Raw genomic sequence first — 19,463 nt, 5'->3', positions numbered from 1 at the left:
ACTCTTATTTTGAATAAAGTTATTTAATTATTATCAGTTTTTATAATTCCTTCAGCTTCCATTTTTTTAATAGCATCGTTATTCATTTTTATTTCTTTTAGAACTTGAGTTGTATGTTCACCAATATTGGGAGGGTGTAAGCGTATACCGGATCGGGTTCCTTTATATTCTAAAGGAAATTTAGGTAGTTTTACAGTTTTTCCATTCCCCATAGATACTTCAACTAAACTATTACCTTCATTAAGTTGAATATCATCAAAAAGATCTTCAGGTTTGTTAATGGGTGCAAAGGGGATATGTCCCGAATCGCATCTTTGTATAATTTCATCTTTATCGAATTGCTCCAAACGATCTTCAACCATTGGGATGAACCATTCTCTTTCATCAATTCTTAAATTATTGGTTGCTAAGCGTTCGTCTTGTAGCCAATCATTCCATTCAAAAACCTCACAAAAACGTACCCAGTGTTTTTCACTAATGATACCTACAAATACTTTTTCCTGATCTTTAGTGTCAAAGACTTTATAGATTGACCAGGCACTTACTCTGGATGGCATTGGTGGAATTTCATAATCTATTTGAGAAGCATAAGCCATATGTTGCCCCATTAGAAAAGAACAGGTTTCAAAAAGTGCAGATTTTACAAAACCACCCTCACCTGTTTTTTCACGTTCGTATAAGGCTTGTAAAATTCCGATGTAGCCAAACATTCCCCCAGTAATATCAATTGCTGAAGTTCCTGCACGTAACGGATCTCCTTTACGACCGGTCATATAAGCTAATCCGCCCATCATTTGAACGACCTCATCCATCGCATGTCTTTTTTCATAAGGCCCACTTAAAAAACCTTTTAACGAACAATAGATGAGACCTTTGTTCAAATTCTTTAATGTATCATAACCAAGACCAAGGCGATCCATAGTGCCCGGCCCAAAATTTTCGACAACGATATCATATTCTTTAACCAAATCATAAATAATGGCAATGCCTTCTTTAGACTTAAGATTGATAGCTAAACTTCTTTTGTTTCGATTATAAAACCAAAAATAGCCTGTCCCAAAACCTTGCAGTCTTCTGGTGGTATCTCCATTAATGGGTTCAACGTGTACAACATCTGCACCCATATCGGCTAAAAGAAGCCCTGTGCATGGTCCCATAACAGCATGGGTGAATTCTAAAACTTTAATACCTTTTAAGGGCATGCTACTCATCTGTTTCTGTCTTTAAAGATTTGTAAAAGGAGTCTGGCTTGGATTCCAATTGTGTTTTTAGGGTAGAATTCCAACGGTTTAAAAATCCGAACATTGAAATAACACCAAGAATTTCTACAATAGCCGATTCTGAAAAATATTTTTTAAGTTCATCAAAGTCCTCATCCGTCACTTGATTGGGTACCATACTCCCTTTTAAGGCTACATTTAATACGACACGTTCTTTTTGTGTAAAAAGTGTCGAAGTCTGAAAGTCCCAAATTGCTTTCATCTTTTCTTCGGGGACACCAAATTTATTGGCACTATAAGCTGTATGCGCGCTGCAATATTCGCAACCTGAAGTGAGACTGGATAGATGTCCAATCATACGTTTTAACCCTTGGTCTATCATGCCTTCCTCATATACCGCTTTGGCAAAATTGAAAAAAGAAATCAATAGGTTTGGTTTATGGGCCATAATTAGACCGTCATTTGGCTGAAAACCCATCCATTTTTCTGCTTGTGATAAAAGTGGTGCCAATTCGCTGGTTTCGTAATCTGTAATAGGTATAATCCGGCTCATTTTATAAAGAATAATTTTTGTGTTTTTTTAGATAGTTTACCAATCCGCCTTCTCCTAAAATATGAATCATAATGTTCGGTAATTTAGTTGCGGTATATATCTTACTAGCGGTCAAGTCTTTTACTATACCTTCCTTTAAATCAATTTCTAATTCCGATCCTTTTTGAATATCATGTGCTCCCAATTCCAATACAGGAAGCCCAATGTTGATGGCATTTCTAAAAAAAATACGGGCAAAATCTTGAGCAATTACTACAGCTATTCCAGATTTTTTAAGTGCCAATGGAGCTTGCTCCCGTGAGGAACCACATCCAAAATTGGTTCCTGCTACCAAAATATCACCTACTTTGACAATATTTTTGAAATTAGGGTCTAAATCTTCCAGAACATGTGCAGCTAGTGAAGAAAGATCCAACGTCTTTGTATACTTACCGGGAATAATTCGGTCAGTATCAATATGGTCACCATATACATGACATTTTGATCTGAATTTTGTTGCTATGGTTACACTCATGACAGGTATTTTTTTGGGTTCGTAATTTCACCTTCGAGTGCAGATGCTGCTACAGTTGAAGGAGCACCTAAGTATATGTTAGAATTAGGATTACCCATTCTTCCTCTGAAATTTCTGTTTGCGGCTGATATCACAACCTCTCCATCAGCAGGGACTCCTTGATGAGTCCCTACACAAGGACCACATCCTGAAGTGATTAAAGAAGCGCCTGCTTCGATTAAGGTTGCAATACTTCCATTACTAATTCCATCGAGCAACACACTTTGTGAAGCAGGAGCTATAATTAAACGTGTGTCTTGATGTATTTTTTTCCCTTTTAGAATTTTTGCTGCAATATCTAAATCTTCAAGCCTTCCATTACAGCAGGTGCCAATAAACGCATAATCAATTTTTGTGCCTTCAAAGTTTGATATATTATGCACATTATCCGGTGATTCTGGTGCACTTACCTGAGGCTCTAAATCTGATACGTCAAATTCAAAAGACTTTATATAATTGGCATTTTTATCAGGAGTTGTGGAAACAAAATCATAATCCAATTGAAGCCCATTAGGATGTACAATTCCTGTTTTGGCGCCCATTTCTGAGGACATATTGGCAATGGTCATGCGACTGGAGAGACTTAAACCTTCAAATGCTTCTCCGCAAAATTCTATAGCTTGATATGTTGCTCCAGATACCGTTACTTTACCCACTAAAAATAAAATAAGGTCTTTTGCTGTAACTCCTTTTTGTAATGTTCCATTACATTGTATTTTGATACTGTGTGGAACTTTTAACCAGATTTTCCCTGTCAACATAACAGCGGCAAGGTCGGTAGATCCAACACCACAAGCAAAAGCATTTAGAGCACCATAGGTAGGAGTATGTGAATCGGCTCCTATAAAAATCTGACCGGGTTTCACATATTTTTTTTCAACCATTATTTGATGACAAATCCCTTCACCTATCTCGAATAATGTACTGTTTTGTTCTTTGGCAAAATCGCGCATTAATTTATGCAAATTGGCAATTCTTTCATTTGGAGACGGAGCAGCATGATCAATAATAAGAGCAAACTTATTTGGGTCAAATACCCTGTTCCCTCCCATTTCTTTAAAAGCCTTAAGAGCCAATGGAGCTGTCGTATCGGTAGCCATAACACCATCAACTTCGGTCACTACCACCTCGCCGGCATATACCTTTTTACCCACGTGATTAGATACTATTTTTTCAGAAATTGTTTGTCCCATTATATTATTTTGATGTCTTTATGATCTAATAAATTGTAAAGATACCCTGGTAATTTATGTCCCAGAGTTTTTTCCATTGCATAGCTTATTCGTGCTATTTTGTAAATATCCGCTGCTGTTTCATATCCTAATTGTCTTAACATATGGATAGTGTCTTCTGTGGCAATATTACCTCTGGCATTTTTAATAAAGGGACATCCGCCCAAACCTCCAAAAGCAGTATCAAAAATGCGAACCCCCGCTTCAAGCGCGGCATACAGATTGACATAACCTTTGTTTTCGGTATTATGTAAATGAAGGATAACGGGAATTCCATGAGACTTTTCAACTACTTTTTGTGTCAATTCTTTGAGTTCTTTTGGATTTGCCATTCCTGTAGAATCTGCCAGGGCTAGTTCATCAATACCCAAGTCTAGATGGTGATCTACCATATCCAATACATGTGACATTTCTATTTTTCCTTCATAACGACATCCAAAAGCGCATTGTATACCTCCTCTTACTGAAATATTGTTTGATTTGGCCAGAGAAACCATTTCTTTAAATGACTGTTTTGCTTCTTTTAATGTAAGCCTTGCATTTTTTTGACTATGAGTATCACTTGCAGAAATAGAACAAGCAAGATGATCTAAGCCCGAAGCTATTCCGCGCTCAACACCTTTTAGATTAAGAACCAATCCGCTATAAATGACATCTGATTTTCGGTTTACTTTTTTGCAGACTTCTTCTGCATCTGCCATTTGCGGCACTAATTTAGGGTGAACAAAAGAAGCAATTTGTATTCTTTTGATCCCAGCAGCAACAATCATATCAATATATTCCAATTTTTTTTCAGTTGGAATGATCTGTGATAATGTTTGTAGTCCATCTCTAAGACCCTGTTCTTCAAGGATTATTTTCATGGATGTTGTTTTGATAAACCAAATTTAATTTGATTAAAGTACTAAAATACAAAAAAGTTAATTAAATTAATAATTAATATACTTAACTATTTTACAATTTTCAATTAACTTAGTATATTTAGAAAAATAAGTAGCTAATCAGGCTTGCTTAAGTTTTTGGTAGAGTACTTAAAATTAAACAATGAAAATTAGAAACCCTAGAACCGGACTATACGATTACGAATTAATTGAAGACACATCAAAAACCATTAAACAAAAGGGTCAAGATTCAAGAATGGCTCAGAAGCAATGGAGTGGACTTGGTGTAAAAAAACGAGTAGCAGTTTTACGAAACTGGATGAAGACTCTAAAAGAGTTCCAAAATGAGATTATCGATCAATTATCGATCGATACGGCACGAAAAAAAATAGCGGCTATCGAGATGGATGGTATTATAGGATTGTTACAAGGCTGGTGTTACAGAGCGCCACAATTATTATCATCTCCGGAACAAAGAAAATCGGCAACTGTAAGTACAGTTATGGTGCAGCAGCAATGGATTCCTTATGAAGTAGTTGGCGTTATCAGCCCCTGGAATTTTCCGTTATTATTGGCATTGATTGATGTTGTACCAGCGTTACTAGCAGGTTCAAGTGTTTTGTTGAAGCCTAGTGAAGTTACTCCCAGATTTATGGATGGTCTGGAAAAAAGCATTCAGGCTGTTCCTGAGTTGGCTTCGGTTTTAAAATTAGTGAGAGGGGGAGCAGATGCAGGTAAGTCTGTTGTAGAAAATGTAGATGCTATTTGTTTTACAGGTAGTGTGCCTACTGGTAAAAAGATCGGTGCTGTGTGTGCAGAACGTTTTATTCCTGCTTTTTTGGAATTAGGAGGAAAAGATCCGGCAATTGTTTTGGAGGATGCTGATATCGACATAGCAACCGATGCTGTTTTAAGAAGTGCTGCGGGAGCCACGGGACAAGCATGCCAATCGCTAGAACGTATTTACGTTGCAGAAACGATATTCGATGAGTTTGTAAAAAAAATTACTCAAAAAGCAGCGGTTGTTACTTTAACTATTAATCCAGAAAAAGGACAGATGGGGCCTTTGATTTTTGATAAGCAAGCAAAAAAAATAGATGATCAAATCGATGATGCTATAGCCAAAGGAGCAGAGGTATTAACAGGAGGGAAAGTTGAAAATATTAATGGAGGTCTTTGGTGCAGACCCACTGTTTTGATCAATGTAACTCATGATATGAAAGTAATGACTGAAGAAACTTTTGGCCCTGTTATTCCTATCATGTCATTTACCACAGAACAAGAGGCCATAACGTTGGTAAACGATAGTATTTATGGTTTATCAGCTTCTGTCTTTTCTAAAGATATTGATAATGCTGTTAACATTTCCTCCCAGATTGAAGCAGGTGCCATTAGTATCAATGATGGCAGTTTGACTAATAAGGTATTTGATGCCGAAAAAAACTCATTTAAAGAGTCTGGTATCAATGCTTCAAGAATGGGAGATGCAGGTTTCTTGCGATTTTTCAGAAAGAAAGCACTATTGATTCAAACAGAACCTCCTGCAACCATGATGGGTTTTGAGGAAAATCAGGAATAATATCTGAATTAAGCAAAATTGTAGCTTGTTTTAAATTCTCTATTACAACGCTACTACGACTTTTCCGCAACTTCTTCCTTGAAGTAAATATTCTGAAGCATCCATTATAGCTTCAATTCCTGTAAATATGGTTGTATCAACCTTGATTTGTAATTCTTTGTTCTCATATTGTTTATATAAGATATTTCTGGCTTCAGAGTGTTCCTCTTTAAATAGATGATTCATAAAACAACGAACAGATGCTCCTTTCCAATAGATACTTTCATAAACTCGCGGAGCTTTTATTTCCTGGAACTTTCCTTCATTGATTTCGGTGGCAATACCAGATATAACCAAACGTCCAAGTGGTGCTAGATTTTTTAAGAAAGTATCGAATATATGACGACCAACAGAGTCAAAACCGACATCTATTTTTGAGGCATATTCTGTATCCAAAATTGTTGCTACATCTTCATCTCGATGATTGATAATACGATCACAACAATTAAGCGTTTTTAATAATGCTACTTTTTGTTCTGTACCGCAGATTGCGATAACATGACATTCTTTTTGTTTTGCTAATTGCACAACAATATGCCCAAGACCTCCAGCAGCGGCTGAAACAACAATCGTCTCCTTAGGTTTAAGTTCTGCAACTTTTTTCAAAGCAAGATAGGCGGAAACTCCTGTAGGATTTAATGTCAAATATTCTGGAGTTGCTTCAGGAATTGATATACCTTCAGATTCAGGAATTACCTGGTACTGCTGATAGGCTGTTCCAACTTTTACTGTTGATACTGCATCACCTTTCTTGAGATGTTTTACTTGCTTTCCTATTGCAATTACTTCTCCAACGGACTCTACTCCAAAAACATATGGAAATTTCATTTGAATATAGGGAACATTTCCGCGATATAATTCTCTATCATATAGCGCGTTGATACCTATATACATATTTTTGACCAATACTTCTTTTGAACTTAGTTTTGGTATTGAATTTTCGATAATAACTGCCGCCTCATGTATCTCATTAGAAAACTTCCGGATAACGAGTTGTTTGTTTTTCATATCGATATTAAATATAAAAGGGTTTAGTTAGCAATTTTTACTAATTGTTTACCTATATTTTTTCTCTCGAATAAGCGATTAAGCGCTATTGGCATTTGTTCTAAACCTTCTAAGATATCTTCTTGATACATAAGCTTTCCTTGAGATATCCATGTTGCCATTTGTTCTTCAGCCTGATTAAAATCCTTTTCAAAATCATAGATAAAGAAACCCTGCATTTTAGATCTTGTAGCGCCTATTTTATACCAGTTTTTTAAAGCGTATTCTGAGCTGTTTAAGGAGTTTTCATATTGCGAGATTCTACCGCATATTACTATTCTGGAGTATTTTTTTAGTTTGGTTAAGGCAATATCTAAAATTTCGCCTCCTACATTATCAAAGTAGACATTTATGCCCTCTGGAAAAAAGTGATCAATACGCTCACTTATATTTTCTTTTTTATAGTTGATAGCTCCATGATATCCCAATTTTTCCATTAATAATTTGCATTTTTCATCGGTACTAGCCAAACCAATAGCTTTTGCATTTTTAATTTTGGATAAATGACCAATAGTAGTACCAACGCCACCTGCAGCAGCAGAAACTAGAACTTGGTCACCAGCTTTCAGTTCTCCAATATGATATAATCCGAAATAGGAAGTAAATCCTGTCATTCCTAAAACTCCCAAAGCGGTAGAGTAAGGTAATTTTCTCTGTCTCACTTTATACATCATAAAATAAGGACTTCCGTCACAGATAGCATATTCTTGCCATCCGCATTTTCCTTGAACAATATCACCGATCTTAAATTGAGCATTTTTACTAGCAATTATTTTACCAACACCGCGACCACGCATCACATCGCCTAGTTGTAAAGGAGCTTCTATACCCGCTCCATCCTGCATATAGAATTTCATAACAGGAGCAACAGAAAGAAAAAGAACTTTGATAAGAAATTCGCCTTCTTTAAGAGCAGGGAGTTTTACTTCTTCCATTCTAAAATCGGCCTGTTTAACCAATAAGCCTTTGGGTCTTGCAGCAAGTACTAATCGTTTATTTTTCATTATGAATGAGTTGAATTTTAGGAATAAATATCATAACCACTATTGCAGAGATCATGTGTAAAAAAGCTACAATTATAAAAACAGGTGCATAGGAAATTGTATCAACTAACCACCCAATCAAAGGGGTAAATAGCATAGCGCCAAAACTTCCAGCCGAACCAGAAATCCCCCAAACTGAAGCTGCATCTTTTTTAGAGAATAAATCTATGGGTAATGTAAATAATGCTGCTTGTTTGAATTGAGTTGCAAAGAGCGCAAAACTAATTAATGTGATAGCCCAATAAGGAGATTGAATATATAAACATCCTAAAACCGGAATTACCAGCAATGAACCTATCCAAATAACCCATTTCCTAGAAGCATCTAATGATACTCCTTTATCCATCAAAATACTGCTTGTCCAGCCACCTAAAAAACTACCTATATCAGATAATACAAAAGGTATCCAAGCAAATAAACCTATTTCAGTAAGGCTAAACCCTTTTTCGTCAGCAAGCCAAGAAGGAAGCCAAAACACAAAAAAGTAAAAAGCCCCATCAGACACAAATCTTGATAAAGCTACTCCCCAAACTTCTTTATATCTAAAGTAATGAAGCCAACGTATTTCTTCTTTTTCTTCTTTTGCCTTTTTATTTCGTATATGAATTAGTTCTTCTTTAGAAATTTTTGGATGTTTTTCTGGAGGAAAGTATATCCATCGCCACAAAATCAGCCATAAAAATCCAATTGCTCCAGTGAAAACAAAAGCAATTTTCCAATTAAATGTTATAATTAACCAAGCCATTAAGGGTGGAGCAATGATGGCACCCATGCCAGGTCCCATATTTAAAATTCCTACTGCTTTGCTACGTTCTTTCTTTGGAAACCATTCTGAAATAGCTTTCATGGCTGCCGGATAATTACCGGCTTCGCCAATACCTAGTAAGAATCTAAAAAATCCTAAACTCAAAAAGCCTTTACCAAAAGCGTGCAACATATTCGCAATAGACCACCATATCACGGCAATACTAAACCCTTTTTTTGTCCCTAATGAGTCAATAAGTCTACCCGATATGACTTGCATGATAGCATAGGCTAGTAAAAAAGCACTAACGATCCAACCGTATTGCTGGTTTGATAGTTCTAGGTCTTTTCTTATTACCGGAGCTGCAACAGATAAGGCTTGACGGTCTATATAATTAATGGTAGTGGCCAAAAATATGGTGCCAACAATATACCATCTTACATTTTTTCCAAATCTCATCTTCTGATTTTGTTAAAAGCCGTTGACTATTATGGAACCTCGAATTAGTGTCGATCTCGCACTTTTAAGAGTTTTTTTCCTTCCATATGTTTTTTGAATGCAATCCAGGAAGTCTCGTTCGGCCTTTTATCATCTAAAGGAGGTGGTTTCTTGTATAATGGGTATCGTTCATTTATTGCTTTTTTTAGTACGGGCCAAATTTCTTTTTCATCAAAAGTACTATACCCAGTAGCATTAAAAATCATTACACCACTTTTGCTACCCATTTGCATCCATGGAAGCCATTGTGCTACTCTTGACCAGGAAATATTAGACTGGTTTATATTTTTTATTTTAGCATCGGTAAATTCATTAGCGTTATAAGAAGTGTTAAAGATCTCCATAGCGTGGTAAGCTCCTCCGACATATACCTGATAATCACTCCCCAGAGGGTTGTCATAAAATAATGGAATTTCATATGAAGTCATTGCAATTTTACCATATTTACGATATTCGGTTTTAGCGATGTTATTTCCTTTTTCATCTTTTTCCCAAGCCCAGGATCTCATATTAACAGGATCGTTGGCTACGTGTACAACCGCCATCTCTTCTCCAGTCCACGGGTTTTTCCAAACATCCATAATTTTGTTTGTTTTTGGATCTATATACACCATAATTTCTCTACTAACACTTTTAAAACCCATACCTCGTGTTTTATCATTTTCCATATCACATTGACGGACATTAATTCCAACAACATTAAACAGGTGTTTATCTTTTTCTCCTGGTACGCGGCTATAAACTCGCCCTTCCCACATACCATAAATAGTTTTTCCTTCTTCGGTGGTACCACAAGTAGATTTCATTCTGATCAGCATAGCCTCAAGGCCTGTAACTTTGGTAACCTGCGCATCTATTGATAAGAAAGTGAAAGGTATAACCGACAAAAGTATGATTTGTTTCATTGTTCCAATTATTAGTAATAATAGATTATTTGTTTGAATTCAATTTTTTAAAGTAGGTCCAACTTGTTTCATTTGGTTGTGTATATTTTGTTGGAGCATGACGGTATTCGGGATGATTAGCCAACACATAGTCGATTAGCATTTTTGGCATTTTATTATAATCAGATTCCATCAATTTGTAACCGGCTCCTTGATATACCATATTGCCTGATCGCTGCCCCATCTTTAACCAAGGTAACCAAGGCCCTAGACGTGTCCATGAGATAGTACAGGGAATACTCGCTTTATCAGGATTATTCATGTCTTTTTCAGAAAAGAAAAACTGAAATAATTCTGCAGCTTCATAGTTATCTGATTGTGCATTTTCAGGGAATTCAGCTATGGTTAAAGGAGATGGGTATTTTAAGAATATATCCGCATTCATGCAGATCATATCTTCGCCTAATTTTTGATGAGGGATTCCCCATTTGCCATATCGCCCTTCTAAATCTTGTTTTTGGTTCACAGGAGAATTCCATACGTGTACTACATCAACTGTTTCTTTTGTATACGGGTTGTTGAACTCTTCTAATACTTTACCCGTATTTAGATCAGTATACAATAGAACTTCATTGGTTAATAAATAATAGCTGTTTTCTGCTCTTTTTATCGAACGACCAATATTATACATCTGAAATCCCATTAAGGGTTTATCTCGTTCACCATCTACAAATCCATAGATTTTGCCATTAGCATAATAAATAACCTCTTCATTGTCTGTTAAGGAAGCTCTTACTTTAACAAAAGCAGTCATATTATCTTCGGGCCTATCGAGATCCAAATTAAGACTTTTACTTTCTTTTGAAGCAACCTCATATCTTTGAGGCATATTTTTACTAAAACTATAGCATAGTAGTAGTAGAGTCGATAAAATGAAACCATTTTTTTTCATAACCAAATCCTTTTAAGCGGTTAAACAAATAAAAAATAGGACACTGGTAGTAATTAATTAACAGTATCCTATTTTTATTATCAAATCATACAAAACTAAAATTTATACCCTACAGTAAACAAAACTCTTTTTGGGTTTTGGAGAACCGCGGATGTTAATCTTCCTACTCGGGTTGGATTGTTCTGTTTCTCAATCAAACCGGCATCTGTGTTTTGACCTCCAACCAAAAGTTGCCTTGCACTTTCTCCATCAAATAAGTTTTTTATTCTTACGCTAAATCTTAATTGTTCATCATCTCCCAAAGGAAATATATAGTATCCTCCTAAGTTGTACTCTGAAAAATTAGGAAGCTCATAAAGGTTTAAGGCATCTGCATATCCTCCGGAGTATGTATACCCTCCAAAATCTGCTCCCCAGGTTTTTCGGCTATAGGCAATATTAATGTTATATATAACCGGTGGTCTATTTTGAACTTTTAAGCCTGCAATATTGATCCCGGCATTTGCACCGCTTCCGACCAATTGTAGTCCGAACAAATCTCCATTCTGATCAACATTTGTATTTCCGTTTGTATCAACGGATAAGGGAACAAAAAATTCATCATATTCTGAGTCCTGTATGGTTAGAGAACCTCTTAACAACAGTCCAGTAACTGCTTTTGGGGCATAAATCATTGAAAGTTCTCCTCCAAATATTTTATTAGAACCAGCTGGTCTTTCTACAAATTCACCAAGATTGTTATCAAATACGGTAGCTGTTCTATTGTCGATTTTTGTATTAAACATAGTTACGTCTATCGTTAGGTCACCAAGCCCTGCACGGTATCCTAATTCAAAGTTTTTCACTACTTCATTATCATCGGGTAAGATTGTGGTTAAGTTTATCGAACCTGGTAATGAGAAAGCTCTCACAAAATTCCCGTATACCGCCGAGGATTTTCCCAAGGTATAATTAGCTCCTATCGAATAGGAGAAATCTTCAAACTTTAGTTCATTTTCTTCAAAATCAGAGAAAGCAAAATCAATTTCGGATTCTCTGAATTTTTCTGGATCATTGTTGAACTTGTGCCTTAACCAATCATAGCGGAATGTTACATTAACACTCAGCCTATCATTAAACACCATTTCATCACCAATAAATACGCCAGTACTAACTTCTTCCCTATGTGATGACGTATTAGATACAAAGGATGTTGGACTTGGTTGTGGAAAATCAAAAGTTCCCGTACTAAAACCAAAAGAGCTACTTATTTCAGGGTTTCTGAATGCCACACTTGAAGCATAGACAAAATTTAACCCCAAACGATCTCTTTTTGCGTTACTGTGAAATAGACCACCACTGATATTGTGTTCTGAATTTTGGTTTTTAATTTGTTTTGTAAGCCTATGTTCTGTTATGAAACTCCTATTTTGATTATATGCCTCACCATTAAATCGATTTACGGTTGCATCTGTAGTGTAAAAAGTGGAAAAGTTAAATTCGTTAATATCTTCATAGCTAAAATCATTGTATCGTAATCTATCACTTAATAACCATCCACTGCCCAGATCTGTTCTAAAATCGATTCCAATATTACCTCCTTTTGCAATTTCTCGATTAGCACCAGGTGTATCTCTAAGAGGAGTACCATCCTCTTCTGTTGCGCCAGCAGTATTAAAAAAACCTTGTCGAACTCCTATTTCACCAAAGGCTCGGTCTAAGTTTCTAGGATCATTAAAAAAAGCATTTGCAGGGTGCCAACCTTCAGCAATGCGGTCGTTTTCTAGATCCCAGGGCGCGTCAGTGATGTTTTGGAACTGATTGTTAAATATACTACCATATATACGAAGGGATGTGTTTTCAGAAAATAAATAATCAAAGTTAGCTCTTACCTGAGCACCTCTATCTTTTGCAAATTGTTCTTTTATTCCTGAGTCTTCTAATACATAACCACCTATATTATAACGTAATTTGTCGGTAATAGGTCCATTAAAGTTAAAATCTGCTCTATAATCTGTTTCACCTTCGAATTGATGTCCTTGTCTTGAATTGTTACTATATTTGGTTAGTGAGAAAACTCCATGATGTTCTGTACCACCAGTTTTAGAAATAATATTAATCGCACCTGCTGCTGCTGCTCTTCCAAAAAGCGAAGCAGCTGCGCCTCTTACAACCTCTATATTCTGAACATTTTGGTCAATTCCAAAGAATTCTTGTTGACTTCCGGATTGAGAAGCAATACCAGAGACCGGTAAACCATCTATTAATGTAGTCGCGTATATTGAACCTCCTGGAAATCCACGTATATTAAAACCACCTTTTCTACCTTGAGTTTCGTCTATTACCACACCAGGAGTATTTTGAATAGCTTCTGTAAACGATTCTGGTTTTAAAGTTGATATTTCTTTAGCGCCTATACTATTGATAGCAGTTGTTGCCTGTAATTTGCGCACTGGTTTTCGTGTGGTGGAAACTACAACTTCATTTAAAAAACTAACCTCGGTTTCCATTTGCATATCTACAATAGTGCCATTAACCGTTATTTCCTTGGTAGCATATCCAATAGATGAGAAGATAAAAACATCTCCTTGCTTAGCATTGATATTGTAATTCCCATCAAAATCCGTAATAACTCCAATATTTGTCCCTTTGATTTGAATACTTACTCCAGGAAGAGGTATCCCTTTCTCTCCTGTAACCTTACCACTTATAGTACCTTCCTGAGCAATAGAAATAGTACTCAAGGAAAGAAAACTCAATAAGCAAATAAAATTTATTACTTTTTTTGGCTTCATATTATAATTGTTTATTGATTTGTATGCATTTACACCATATTTTTCTAGTAAGAAAAGAATTAATGTCGTCTAATTTAATGATTAATTATGTTAATAGTTAACTAATTTAACTAATTTTTTTCTAAAAAGAGCATGTTAATCTGTTTTTTTTATTTCCGACGAGTGTAAATAGCAAAAAGTATTATGGATTTGATAATAAATTTTTCAGCCCATTTATACGATTCACGTGAGTGATACAGATTGAATCTTTAAAATAATACGATTTATAACTAAAAATTTCGCATATTCATCGTTTCTTTTTCCTTTCTACTTCGTTTAAAAAATAAACCGTAGCTATAGCTATGTTTGATTTTTTTGCCTTGCATAAAGAAAAAATAATTCAATGAATTTATACGAATTTTTTAATCGCAAATCGTATAACTACTTTTTTTTGCAACTGGTTAGAATGAGCGCCAGAAATACGATAAGAAAAAGGGCTCTATAATTAAATACCTTAATAGTTAATTTAATTAACTAATTTTATTAAATTTACATGATTCATTCAGTAAGTGTGATCTACTAATATGGAATTTATTAAACTCATTATTAAGTGTTAGTTTTCAATCGGAAAGTTTCACTTTTGTTGTATGATCAAGTAGGTTTAATCGCAGCTACTGTTAAAAAAATCAACAAAGTTAGGATACAAAATGCCAATTTTATGGATGATAACATCACCCAAGATGAGTTTAGAATTAAAAATATATATGGTCGTAAGTCTTTTGGTAATAGTTGTAAAGCCGAAACAAAACCAATTGAAGTGATTTGATAAACCTTTGATAGAAATTAATACTAAGGCATCCTATACTGCTGCTCCAGAGGCTTTAAAAATCTGTAGCAATTCTGGAGCGGAAACCGGAGAAACTGTACATTGGTTAGCAGATGGATATATTTATGAATATCCTTCAGGCAAGAAACTATTTGGAATGATTGGGTTTTATAGCACTATTTTTTTTGACTCAAAGACCCTGACGGCAAGGCTGAACATTTAGTGAGAACAACGTATGCCTATACAGATATAGAAACTGGTGAAGTGTCAAAAGAATATAAAGGTAAAGAAATGAAATCCATAAGAAGTTCAGTCCTAAAATACTAGCTAGGGCAAAAGTCGAAAAAATTAATTGATTAAACCCTCCAAAAGGTATGGCAGAGATGAGAGCATTACAAAAAAGTGAAGGTAACTCAGGTTGGGGGCACTAATTTATATACTTGGTACTATGTCTGGCTACAAACACAATCTTTATTTTAAACCCGATGATACTTTTGTTAAAGGGTTTCAGGAAATAATACTAAGTGTTTCGAATCTAGAAAAAGCGGTTAATTTTTTTAAGAAGGTATGCGGATGGGAAGTTTTTTCTGAAAATTATGGACATTCAGATTTGAAAAAAATGTGGAATCTAGATGATACAGTTTTTATTGAGGAAGCAGTACTCAGAAACCCCAAAGACATAGAAGGATTTTTACGGATTATAAAATTTAAAAATGTAGCACAGCAACAAATCCGATCAGCTGCTAATGTATGGGATACAGGAGGTATTTTTGATATCAATTTAAGAATCGATAATATGGAAACCATGTATAGAGAACTACAGGATAAAGGTTGGAACGGGCTTTCTGATCCGCTGAGATATACATTTAATATTTATGATGTTTCAGAAGTATTGATGAAAGGTCCTGATGGAATTGTCATTGCTTTTATGCAACGCTTTGCTCCGCCCTTGGTAGGTTTTGACCATATGAAGAAAACAAGTCGCATTTTCAACTCATCGGTCATTGTGCGAGATATGAAAGCATCTCATGATTTTTATGTCAATAAGCTAGGGTTTCATATGTTTTTCCAAACCAAGGGGTTAAATAGGAATGCGGGGCGTAATGTTATTGGGATTCCATCAAATATCAATCATGAAATTACGGTGCCTATTGATATTGTTCGACCCGACAAGGATAATTTTGGATCGATTGAATATCTTCATATCAATGAACTCAAAGGAAAAGATTGTGCAAAATTTGCCAAACCACCAAATCTTGGGATTTTGATGTATCGTTTTCCTGTCAGACATGCAGAAACTTATGCCACTACCCTAAAGAGTAGAGGTGTTACGTTAAACTCAGAGGTTCAAACTTTATATATTAAGCCTTATGGAAACTTAAAAATATTTTCAGTTCGCTCACCAGATGGGGTATGGATTGAATTTATAGAATTAATTGATTAATATGTGATTTATGAAATTGAAAACACTTTTTCTGATAATTATAGTACTGTTGTTTATAGTGGCATGTAAAAAATCGCAAAACGCTGAAGAAACTAAAGATGAAATGCCTGGGTCTTTGGTAAAACTGGTAGCACCTGATGGTACCTATGATAAAGTGCCACTAGAAAAAGATTCTATTGTGGTAAAGGTCATGCAAACCCGCGTTAAATCACTTTCGCAATTCCCTTCCATAACAGAAGGGCTTGATGAAAACATGAAATATATGGAACAAATGGCTAAACAAGCGATGACTGAAGGTGATAAACCTGACTTTATACTATTCCATGAATTTCCTTTAACTGGATATTCTGGAGGCACAAGGCAGGAAAAATTGCCTTTTACTATTGAGATTCCGGGGCCCGAAACAGCACGTATAGGAAACATTGCCAAAGCCTGTGATTGTTATATTATTTTCGGAAGTTATGTTCGTGATGCAACATGGCCTGACCATATTTTGAGTATTAATACAGTTATAGGTCGAGATGGCAACATTGCTAAAACCTTTTGGAAATCTAGAAATATAAAACGCATTTACAAAGATCGGGAAATTACAACGACAACTATTGAGGCGGTTCGTGATGCTTATCGAAAAAAATACGGTATAGAAGAAGAATTTCCTGTACTTAGGACAGAGTTTGGAAACATAGCAGTAAGTACTGTACAGTTTGACCCTTTTATTTATGCAGCTTTCGCAATGCGAGGTACGGAGATTATGTTGCGTACCGCAACCTTGTTTGCACAAGAAGATGTAATCTTTACGGCATGGAGTAATGATTTTTATTCTGCGATGGCAAATTTTACACTTCCAGTAAGTACAGGCTACAATGCAGGTGAATCTTTAATTGTTAACCCACACGGAAAAATATTGGCCAAGCATCCAAGTAAAGAAGAAGATGGTATTGTAGAAGCAAAAATACCCATCGCAGCTTTTAGAAAAGACAGAACCATTCCTAATTATGCCCTAGAAATGACAAAACCTGTTTTTGAGCAATATCAGCAAGAAATTCCAATAAATCATTTAAATATGAAAAAGGATAAATTACCAAAAACCGGTGCTGCCATGAAAGAATTAATGGATAGTATTAGTCGTTATAATCCGCCAAAAAAAGCAAACTAATTATAAAATTTTAATATGTCGTTATTATATAAAAGAGTCACACTTTGCGTTGCTGATTTAGAACGTTCTCTAAAAGTTTATAGAGATATCCTTGGCTTTACCATCAACTATATTCAATCTTCCGAAAAAGATTCATTCTCTTATCCTGTATTTAATATTCCTAATGAAGCGGATTTGACTTTTGCAACAATGGATAGTCCTAGTCAAGAACGGACTTTTGCGCTAACAGAAATAAAAGGCGTTTCCCTGCCAAAACAAGAAGGTATCCACATGGTGGCATCTGTTATTAAAGTAGATAATCTTGTTAGTGTGATCAAAAAAATTAAAGCTCTAGGATTAAAAACAACCGATGTCAAAACCGATGAAAATGAATATGCCACTTTTATAGAACAAGCTTTTGTCGATTTTGATGGACATTTGATAGTACTCTATGAATTGATAGACAAATAATACGATTTATAACTAAAAATTTCGCATATTCATCGTTTCTTTTTCCTTTCTACTTCGTTTAAAAAATCAAGCATAGCTATAGCTATGCTTGATTTTTTTGCCTTGCATAAAGAAAAAATAATTCAATGAATTTATACGAATTTTTTAATCACAAATCGTATAATATCATATCAAGTCAAAAACAATAGAATATTGGGGATTCGAATATAAAATTATTAAAAATTATTACTACATACTTTGAGCCTTAATTACAAGATATAATCCGTTGTGTATTTAGGCATTTTCGGGATAATTATTTCTAAATGTTATTGGATGTTTTCTTTTTGCCAAACTGAACTCGTAAATGAAGGAGTTTAATCCGTCATCTCTAATTCATTACTCTGTTTAATTGGTTTAATAAAAAAAGATATCAAAAAAGTAAAGACTAAAAAGACGACAACAGTCCAAAAACTAGCGCTATATGAGCCTGTTTTATCAGAAATGAAGGCGGTTAACCAAATACCTAATCCAGAACCTATAGCTTCAAAAAATGAGATTACACCACCAATTTTTCCTGCCGATTTGATACCAAATGTTGTTATAATAATATAGTTGAAAAGAGTATAAAGCCCTCCCCACCCTAAACCAACTGCAATTAAAGCAGGCCAGATAAATGTTTCTTGGTTCAATGCCATAAAAATTACTCCTAGAATCATTAAACTTAATTGAGTTTTAAACAATCGATGTTCATTAATTATTTCTGCAACGTAACCAGAAGCAAGCTTAGCTATCAAAATAATTGCAAAGAAAATACTGAAGGTGTTCTCAGCTTTTGATTGTGTGAATCCTAACTCAGTTAAATATAAAAATAAATTGCTAATGATACCAAGGATGCTATAAAAGCAGAAAAAACCGGCAAATGATATCGCCCAAAAAACGGGTAATTTTAATGCTTCTTTAAATGTAATTTCAAAAAGACCCGTTTCCTCATCATTGATGTTTTTCTGTTCACTTTGTTTAATTTTATACTTAACTGGTTTTACAAAAATAGCTAATAAGATTAATGCTAAAACTGGTAAGAAAATTTCGTATTGAAAGGTAGCACGCCAACCAAATTTTTCTAATAGCGGTCCTGCTATTTGCGGAATTACCATTCCACCTGCTGAAGTTCCTGCTAGCGCAATACCAATAGCTAGTCCTCTCCTTTTCTTTATACGTTGTGATACCATTATTACAGTCGCTAGAGTTCCAGCACAAGAAACAGCAATAGCAAATAAAAAATGAATAGTATAAACGTGCCAAAGTGTTTGTACCAAAGAATAATAATAATAAAGCCCTGCGATCATTAAAAGCCCAAGAATCATCATCTTTTTAACACCGTAACGATCAATAATAGCACCAATAAAAGGCATGATAAGAGCTGCTACTACCATGTTGATCAATTCACGGAATTTTAATTCAGATTTTGTCCAACCAAATTCAGATATAATTGCAGTATCAAAGATGGTAATGCCAGAAACAGTCATACCATTAGTTATAATCAAAAGAATTGTACCCAAAATAGCAATTCCGAGTACTTTAAAAAATGTTTCTTTGCCTTGCTCTGTCAAAATAATGGGTTTTTAGTGT

At 35.0% G+C, this 19,463-nt stretch carries 18 protein-coding genes; 6 read left to right on the top strand and 12 right to left on the bottom strand.

Translation table 11 applies throughout. The annotated features are described in order from the left end of the window. Positions 1-23: 23 nt before the first annotated feature. From F0000_RS14470 to F0000_RS14450, 5 genes are read right to left on the bottom strand one after another with little or no spacing between them, the layout of a single operon-like run. Positions 24-1,211 carry a CaiB/BaiF CoA-transferase family protein gene (locus F0000_RS14470; protein WP_149625438.1) on the bottom strand — a complete coding sequence of 396 codons (1,188 nt, stop codon included), beginning with the start codon at positions 1,209-1,211 and terminating at the stop codon, positions 24-26. Further along, positions 1,204-1,773: a carboxymuconolactone decarboxylase family protein gene (locus F0000_RS14465; protein WP_149625437.1), complete on the bottom strand. Its 570-nt coding sequence runs from the start codon at positions 1,771-1,773 to the stop codon at positions 1,204-1,206. Before F0000_RS14465 ends, F0000_RS14470 begins: the two co-directional genes overlap by 8 nt. A 1-nt stretch (position 1,774) precedes the next feature. Next, the gene (locus F0000_RS14460) at positions 1,775-2,287 is read right to left on the bottom strand and encodes a 3-isopropylmalate dehydratase small subunit (protein ID WP_149625436.1); all 513 of its coding nucleotides are present in this window, start codon (positions 2,285-2,287) and stop codon (positions 1,775-1,777) included. Continuing rightward, a complete protein-coding gene (locus F0000_RS14455) occupies positions 2,284-3,519 on the bottom strand; it encodes a 3-isopropylmalate dehydratase large subunit (protein ID WP_149625435.1) in 1,236 nt (411 codons plus the stop codon). Before F0000_RS14455 ends, F0000_RS14460 begins: the two co-directional genes overlap by 4 nt. Beyond that, positions 3,519-4,421 carry a hydroxymethylglutaryl-CoA lyase gene (locus F0000_RS14450; RefSeq protein WP_149625434.1) on the bottom strand — a complete coding sequence of 301 codons (903 nt, stop codon included), beginning with the start codon at positions 4,419-4,421 and terminating at the stop codon, positions 3,519-3,521. The genes F0000_RS14455 and F0000_RS14450 overlap by 1 nt, the downstream gene beginning before the upstream one ends. 181 nt (positions 4,422-4,602) lie before the next feature. Here F0000_RS14450 and F0000_RS14445 point away from each other — a divergent pair, with 181 nt between their 5' ends. Next, the gene (locus tag F0000_RS14445; protein WP_149625433.1) at positions 4,603-6,018 is read left to right on the top strand and encodes an aldehyde dehydrogenase family protein; all 1,416 of its coding nucleotides are present in this window, start codon (positions 4,603-4,605) and stop codon (positions 6,016-6,018) included. Positions 6,019-6,060: 42 nt separating this feature from the next. On the opposite strand, the gene F0000_RS14440 is transcribed toward F0000_RS14445, so the two are convergent. The 6 genes from F0000_RS14440 to F0000_RS14415 form a co-directional block, all read right to left on the bottom strand. After that, complete coding sequence (locus tag F0000_RS14440; RefSeq protein WP_149625432.1) at positions 6,061-7,065, bottom strand: zinc-binding dehydrogenase; 1,005 nt, start codon at positions 7,063-7,065, stop codon at positions 6,061-6,063. Positions 7,066-7,088: 23 nt separating this feature from the next. Further along, complete coding sequence (locus F0000_RS14435; RefSeq protein ID WP_149625431.1) at positions 7,089-8,108, bottom strand: NADP-dependent oxidoreductase; 1,020 nt, start codon at positions 8,106-8,108, stop codon at positions 7,089-7,091. Further along, positions 8,098-9,351: an MFS transporter gene (locus tag F0000_RS14430; protein WP_149625430.1), complete on the bottom strand. Its 1,254-nt coding sequence runs from the start codon at positions 9,349-9,351 to the stop codon at positions 8,098-8,100. The genes F0000_RS14435 and F0000_RS14430 overlap by 11 nt, the downstream gene beginning before the upstream one ends. Positions 9,352-9,395: 44 nt before the next feature. Then, positions 9,396-10,295 carry a DUF1838 family protein gene (locus F0000_RS14425; protein ID WP_149625429.1) on the bottom strand — a complete coding sequence of 300 codons (900 nt, stop codon included), beginning with the start codon at positions 10,293-10,295 and terminating at the stop codon, positions 9,396-9,398. Between the two features lie 25 nt (positions 10,296-10,320). Further along, on the bottom strand, positions 10,321-11,163 hold the full coding sequence (locus F0000_RS14420; protein WP_188112129.1) for a DUF1838 family protein: 843 nt from the start codon (positions 11,161-11,163) through the stop codon (positions 10,321-10,323). Positions 11,164-11,321: 158 nt separating this feature from the next. Beyond that, positions 11,322-14,000, bottom strand: a complete 2,679-nt coding sequence (locus F0000_RS14415; RefSeq protein WP_149625427.1) for a TonB-dependent receptor — start codon at positions 13,998-14,000, stop codon at positions 11,322-11,324. Positions 14,001-14,622: 622 nt separating this feature from the next. Between F0000_RS14415 and F0000_RS28130 the strand changes: the two genes are divergently transcribed. From F0000_RS28130 to F0000_RS14395, 5 genes are all read left to right on the top strand, one after another. Next, positions 14,623-14,805, top strand: a complete 183-nt coding sequence (locus F0000_RS28130; RefSeq protein WP_223148904.1) for a hypothetical protein — start codon at positions 14,623-14,625, stop codon at positions 14,803-14,805. A 7-nt stretch (positions 14,806-14,812) separates the two neighbouring features. After that, positions 14,813-15,028 (top strand): hypothetical protein, encoded by a 216-nt coding sequence (locus F0000_RS14410; RefSeq protein WP_149625426.1) that lies wholly within the window; start codon positions 14,813-14,815, stop codon positions 15,026-15,028. A gap of 225 nt (positions 15,029-15,253) precedes the next feature. After that, positions 15,254-16,249, top strand: coding sequence for a VOC family protein (locus F0000_RS14405; protein ID WP_149625425.1), 996 nt, complete (start codon positions 15,254-15,256; stop codon positions 16,247-16,249). A 103-nt stretch (positions 16,250-16,352) separates the two neighbouring features. After that, positions 16,353-17,405 carry a carbon-nitrogen hydrolase family protein gene (locus F0000_RS14400; protein ID WP_188112128.1) on the top strand — a complete coding sequence of 351 codons (1,053 nt, stop codon included), beginning with the start codon at positions 16,353-16,355 and terminating at the stop codon, positions 17,403-17,405. 15 nt (positions 17,406-17,420) lie between these two features. Further along, the gene (locus F0000_RS14395; RefSeq protein ID WP_149625423.1) at positions 17,421-17,855 is read left to right on the top strand and encodes a VOC family protein; all 435 of its coding nucleotides are present in this window, start codon (positions 17,421-17,423) and stop codon (positions 17,853-17,855) included. Positions 17,856-18,208: 353 nt separating this feature from the next. Here the strand turns inward: F0000_RS14395 and F0000_RS14390 are convergent, their stop codons facing one another. Next, positions 18,209-19,444 (bottom strand): MFS transporter, encoded by a 1,236-nt coding sequence (locus tag F0000_RS14390; RefSeq protein WP_149625422.1) that lies wholly within the window; start codon positions 19,442-19,444, stop codon positions 18,209-18,211. Between the last annotated feature and the right edge of the window lie 19 nt (positions 19,445-19,463).

It is taken from the genome of Aquimarina sp. RZ0 (assembly GCF_008370685.1).
GTDB lineage: Bacteria > Bacteroidota > Bacteroidia > Flavobacteriales > Flavobacteriaceae > Aquimarina.
Note: the sequence above shows the minus strand (reverse complement) of the source record. Positions and strands in the feature narration are given on the sequence as shown.

Excerpts from the sequence above, each read along its gene's own strand:
- F0000_RS14445 (WP_149625433.1), top strand. The coding sequence starts at position 4,603 with ATGAAAATTAGAAACCCTAGAACCGGACTATACGATTACGAATTAATT.
- F0000_RS14455 (WP_149625435.1), bottom strand. The coding sequence starts at position 3,519 with ATGGGACAAACAATTTCTGAAAAAATAGTATCTAATCACGTGGGTAAA.
- F0000_RS14405 (WP_149625425.1), top strand. The coding sequence starts at position 15,254 with ATGTCTGGCTACAAACACAATCTTTATTTTAAACCCGATGATACTTTT.
- F0000_RS14450 (WP_149625434.1), bottom strand. The coding sequence starts at position 4,421 with ATGAAAATAATCCTTGAAGAACAGGGTCTTAGAGATGGACTACAAACA.
- F0000_RS14460 (WP_149625436.1), bottom strand. The coding sequence starts at position 2,287 with ATGAGTGTAACCATAGCAACAAAATTCAGATCAAAATGTCATGTATAT.
- F0000_RS14420 (WP_188112129.1), bottom strand. The coding sequence starts at position 11,163 with ATGCCTCAAAGATATGAGGTTGCTTCAAAAGAAAGTAAAAGTCTTAAT.
- F0000_RS14415 (WP_149625427.1), bottom strand. The coding sequence starts at position 14,000 with ATGAAGCCAAAAAAAGTAATAAATTTTATTTGCTTATTGAGTTTTCTT.
- F0000_RS14430 (WP_149625430.1), bottom strand. The coding sequence starts at position 9,351 with ATGAGATTTGGAAAAAATGTAAGATGGTATATTGTTGGCACCATATTT.
- F0000_RS14400 (WP_188112128.1), top strand. The coding sequence starts at position 16,353 with ATGCCTGGGTCTTTGGTAAAACTGGTAGCACCTGATGGTACCTATGAT.
- F0000_RS14395 (WP_149625423.1), top strand. The coding sequence starts at position 17,421 with ATGTCGTTATTATATAAAAGAGTCACACTTTGCGTTGCTGATTTAGAA.
- F0000_RS14435 (WP_149625431.1), bottom strand. The coding sequence starts at position 8,108 with ATGAAAAATAAACGATTAGTACTTGCTGCAAGACCCAAAGGCTTATTG.
- F0000_RS14440 (WP_149625432.1), bottom strand. The coding sequence starts at position 7,065 with ATGAAAAACAAACAACTCGTTATCCGGAAGTTTTCTAATGAGATACAT.
- F0000_RS14465 (WP_149625437.1), bottom strand. The coding sequence starts at position 1,773 with ATGAGCCGGATTATACCTATTACAGATTACGAAACCAGCGAATTGGCA.
- F0000_RS14425 (WP_149625429.1), bottom strand. The coding sequence starts at position 10,295 with ATGAAACAAATCATACTTTTGTCGGTTATACCTTTCACTTTCTTATCA.
- F0000_RS14470 (WP_149625438.1), bottom strand. The coding sequence starts at position 1,211 with ATGAGTAGCATGCCCTTAAAAGGTATTAAAGTTTTAGAATTCACCCAT.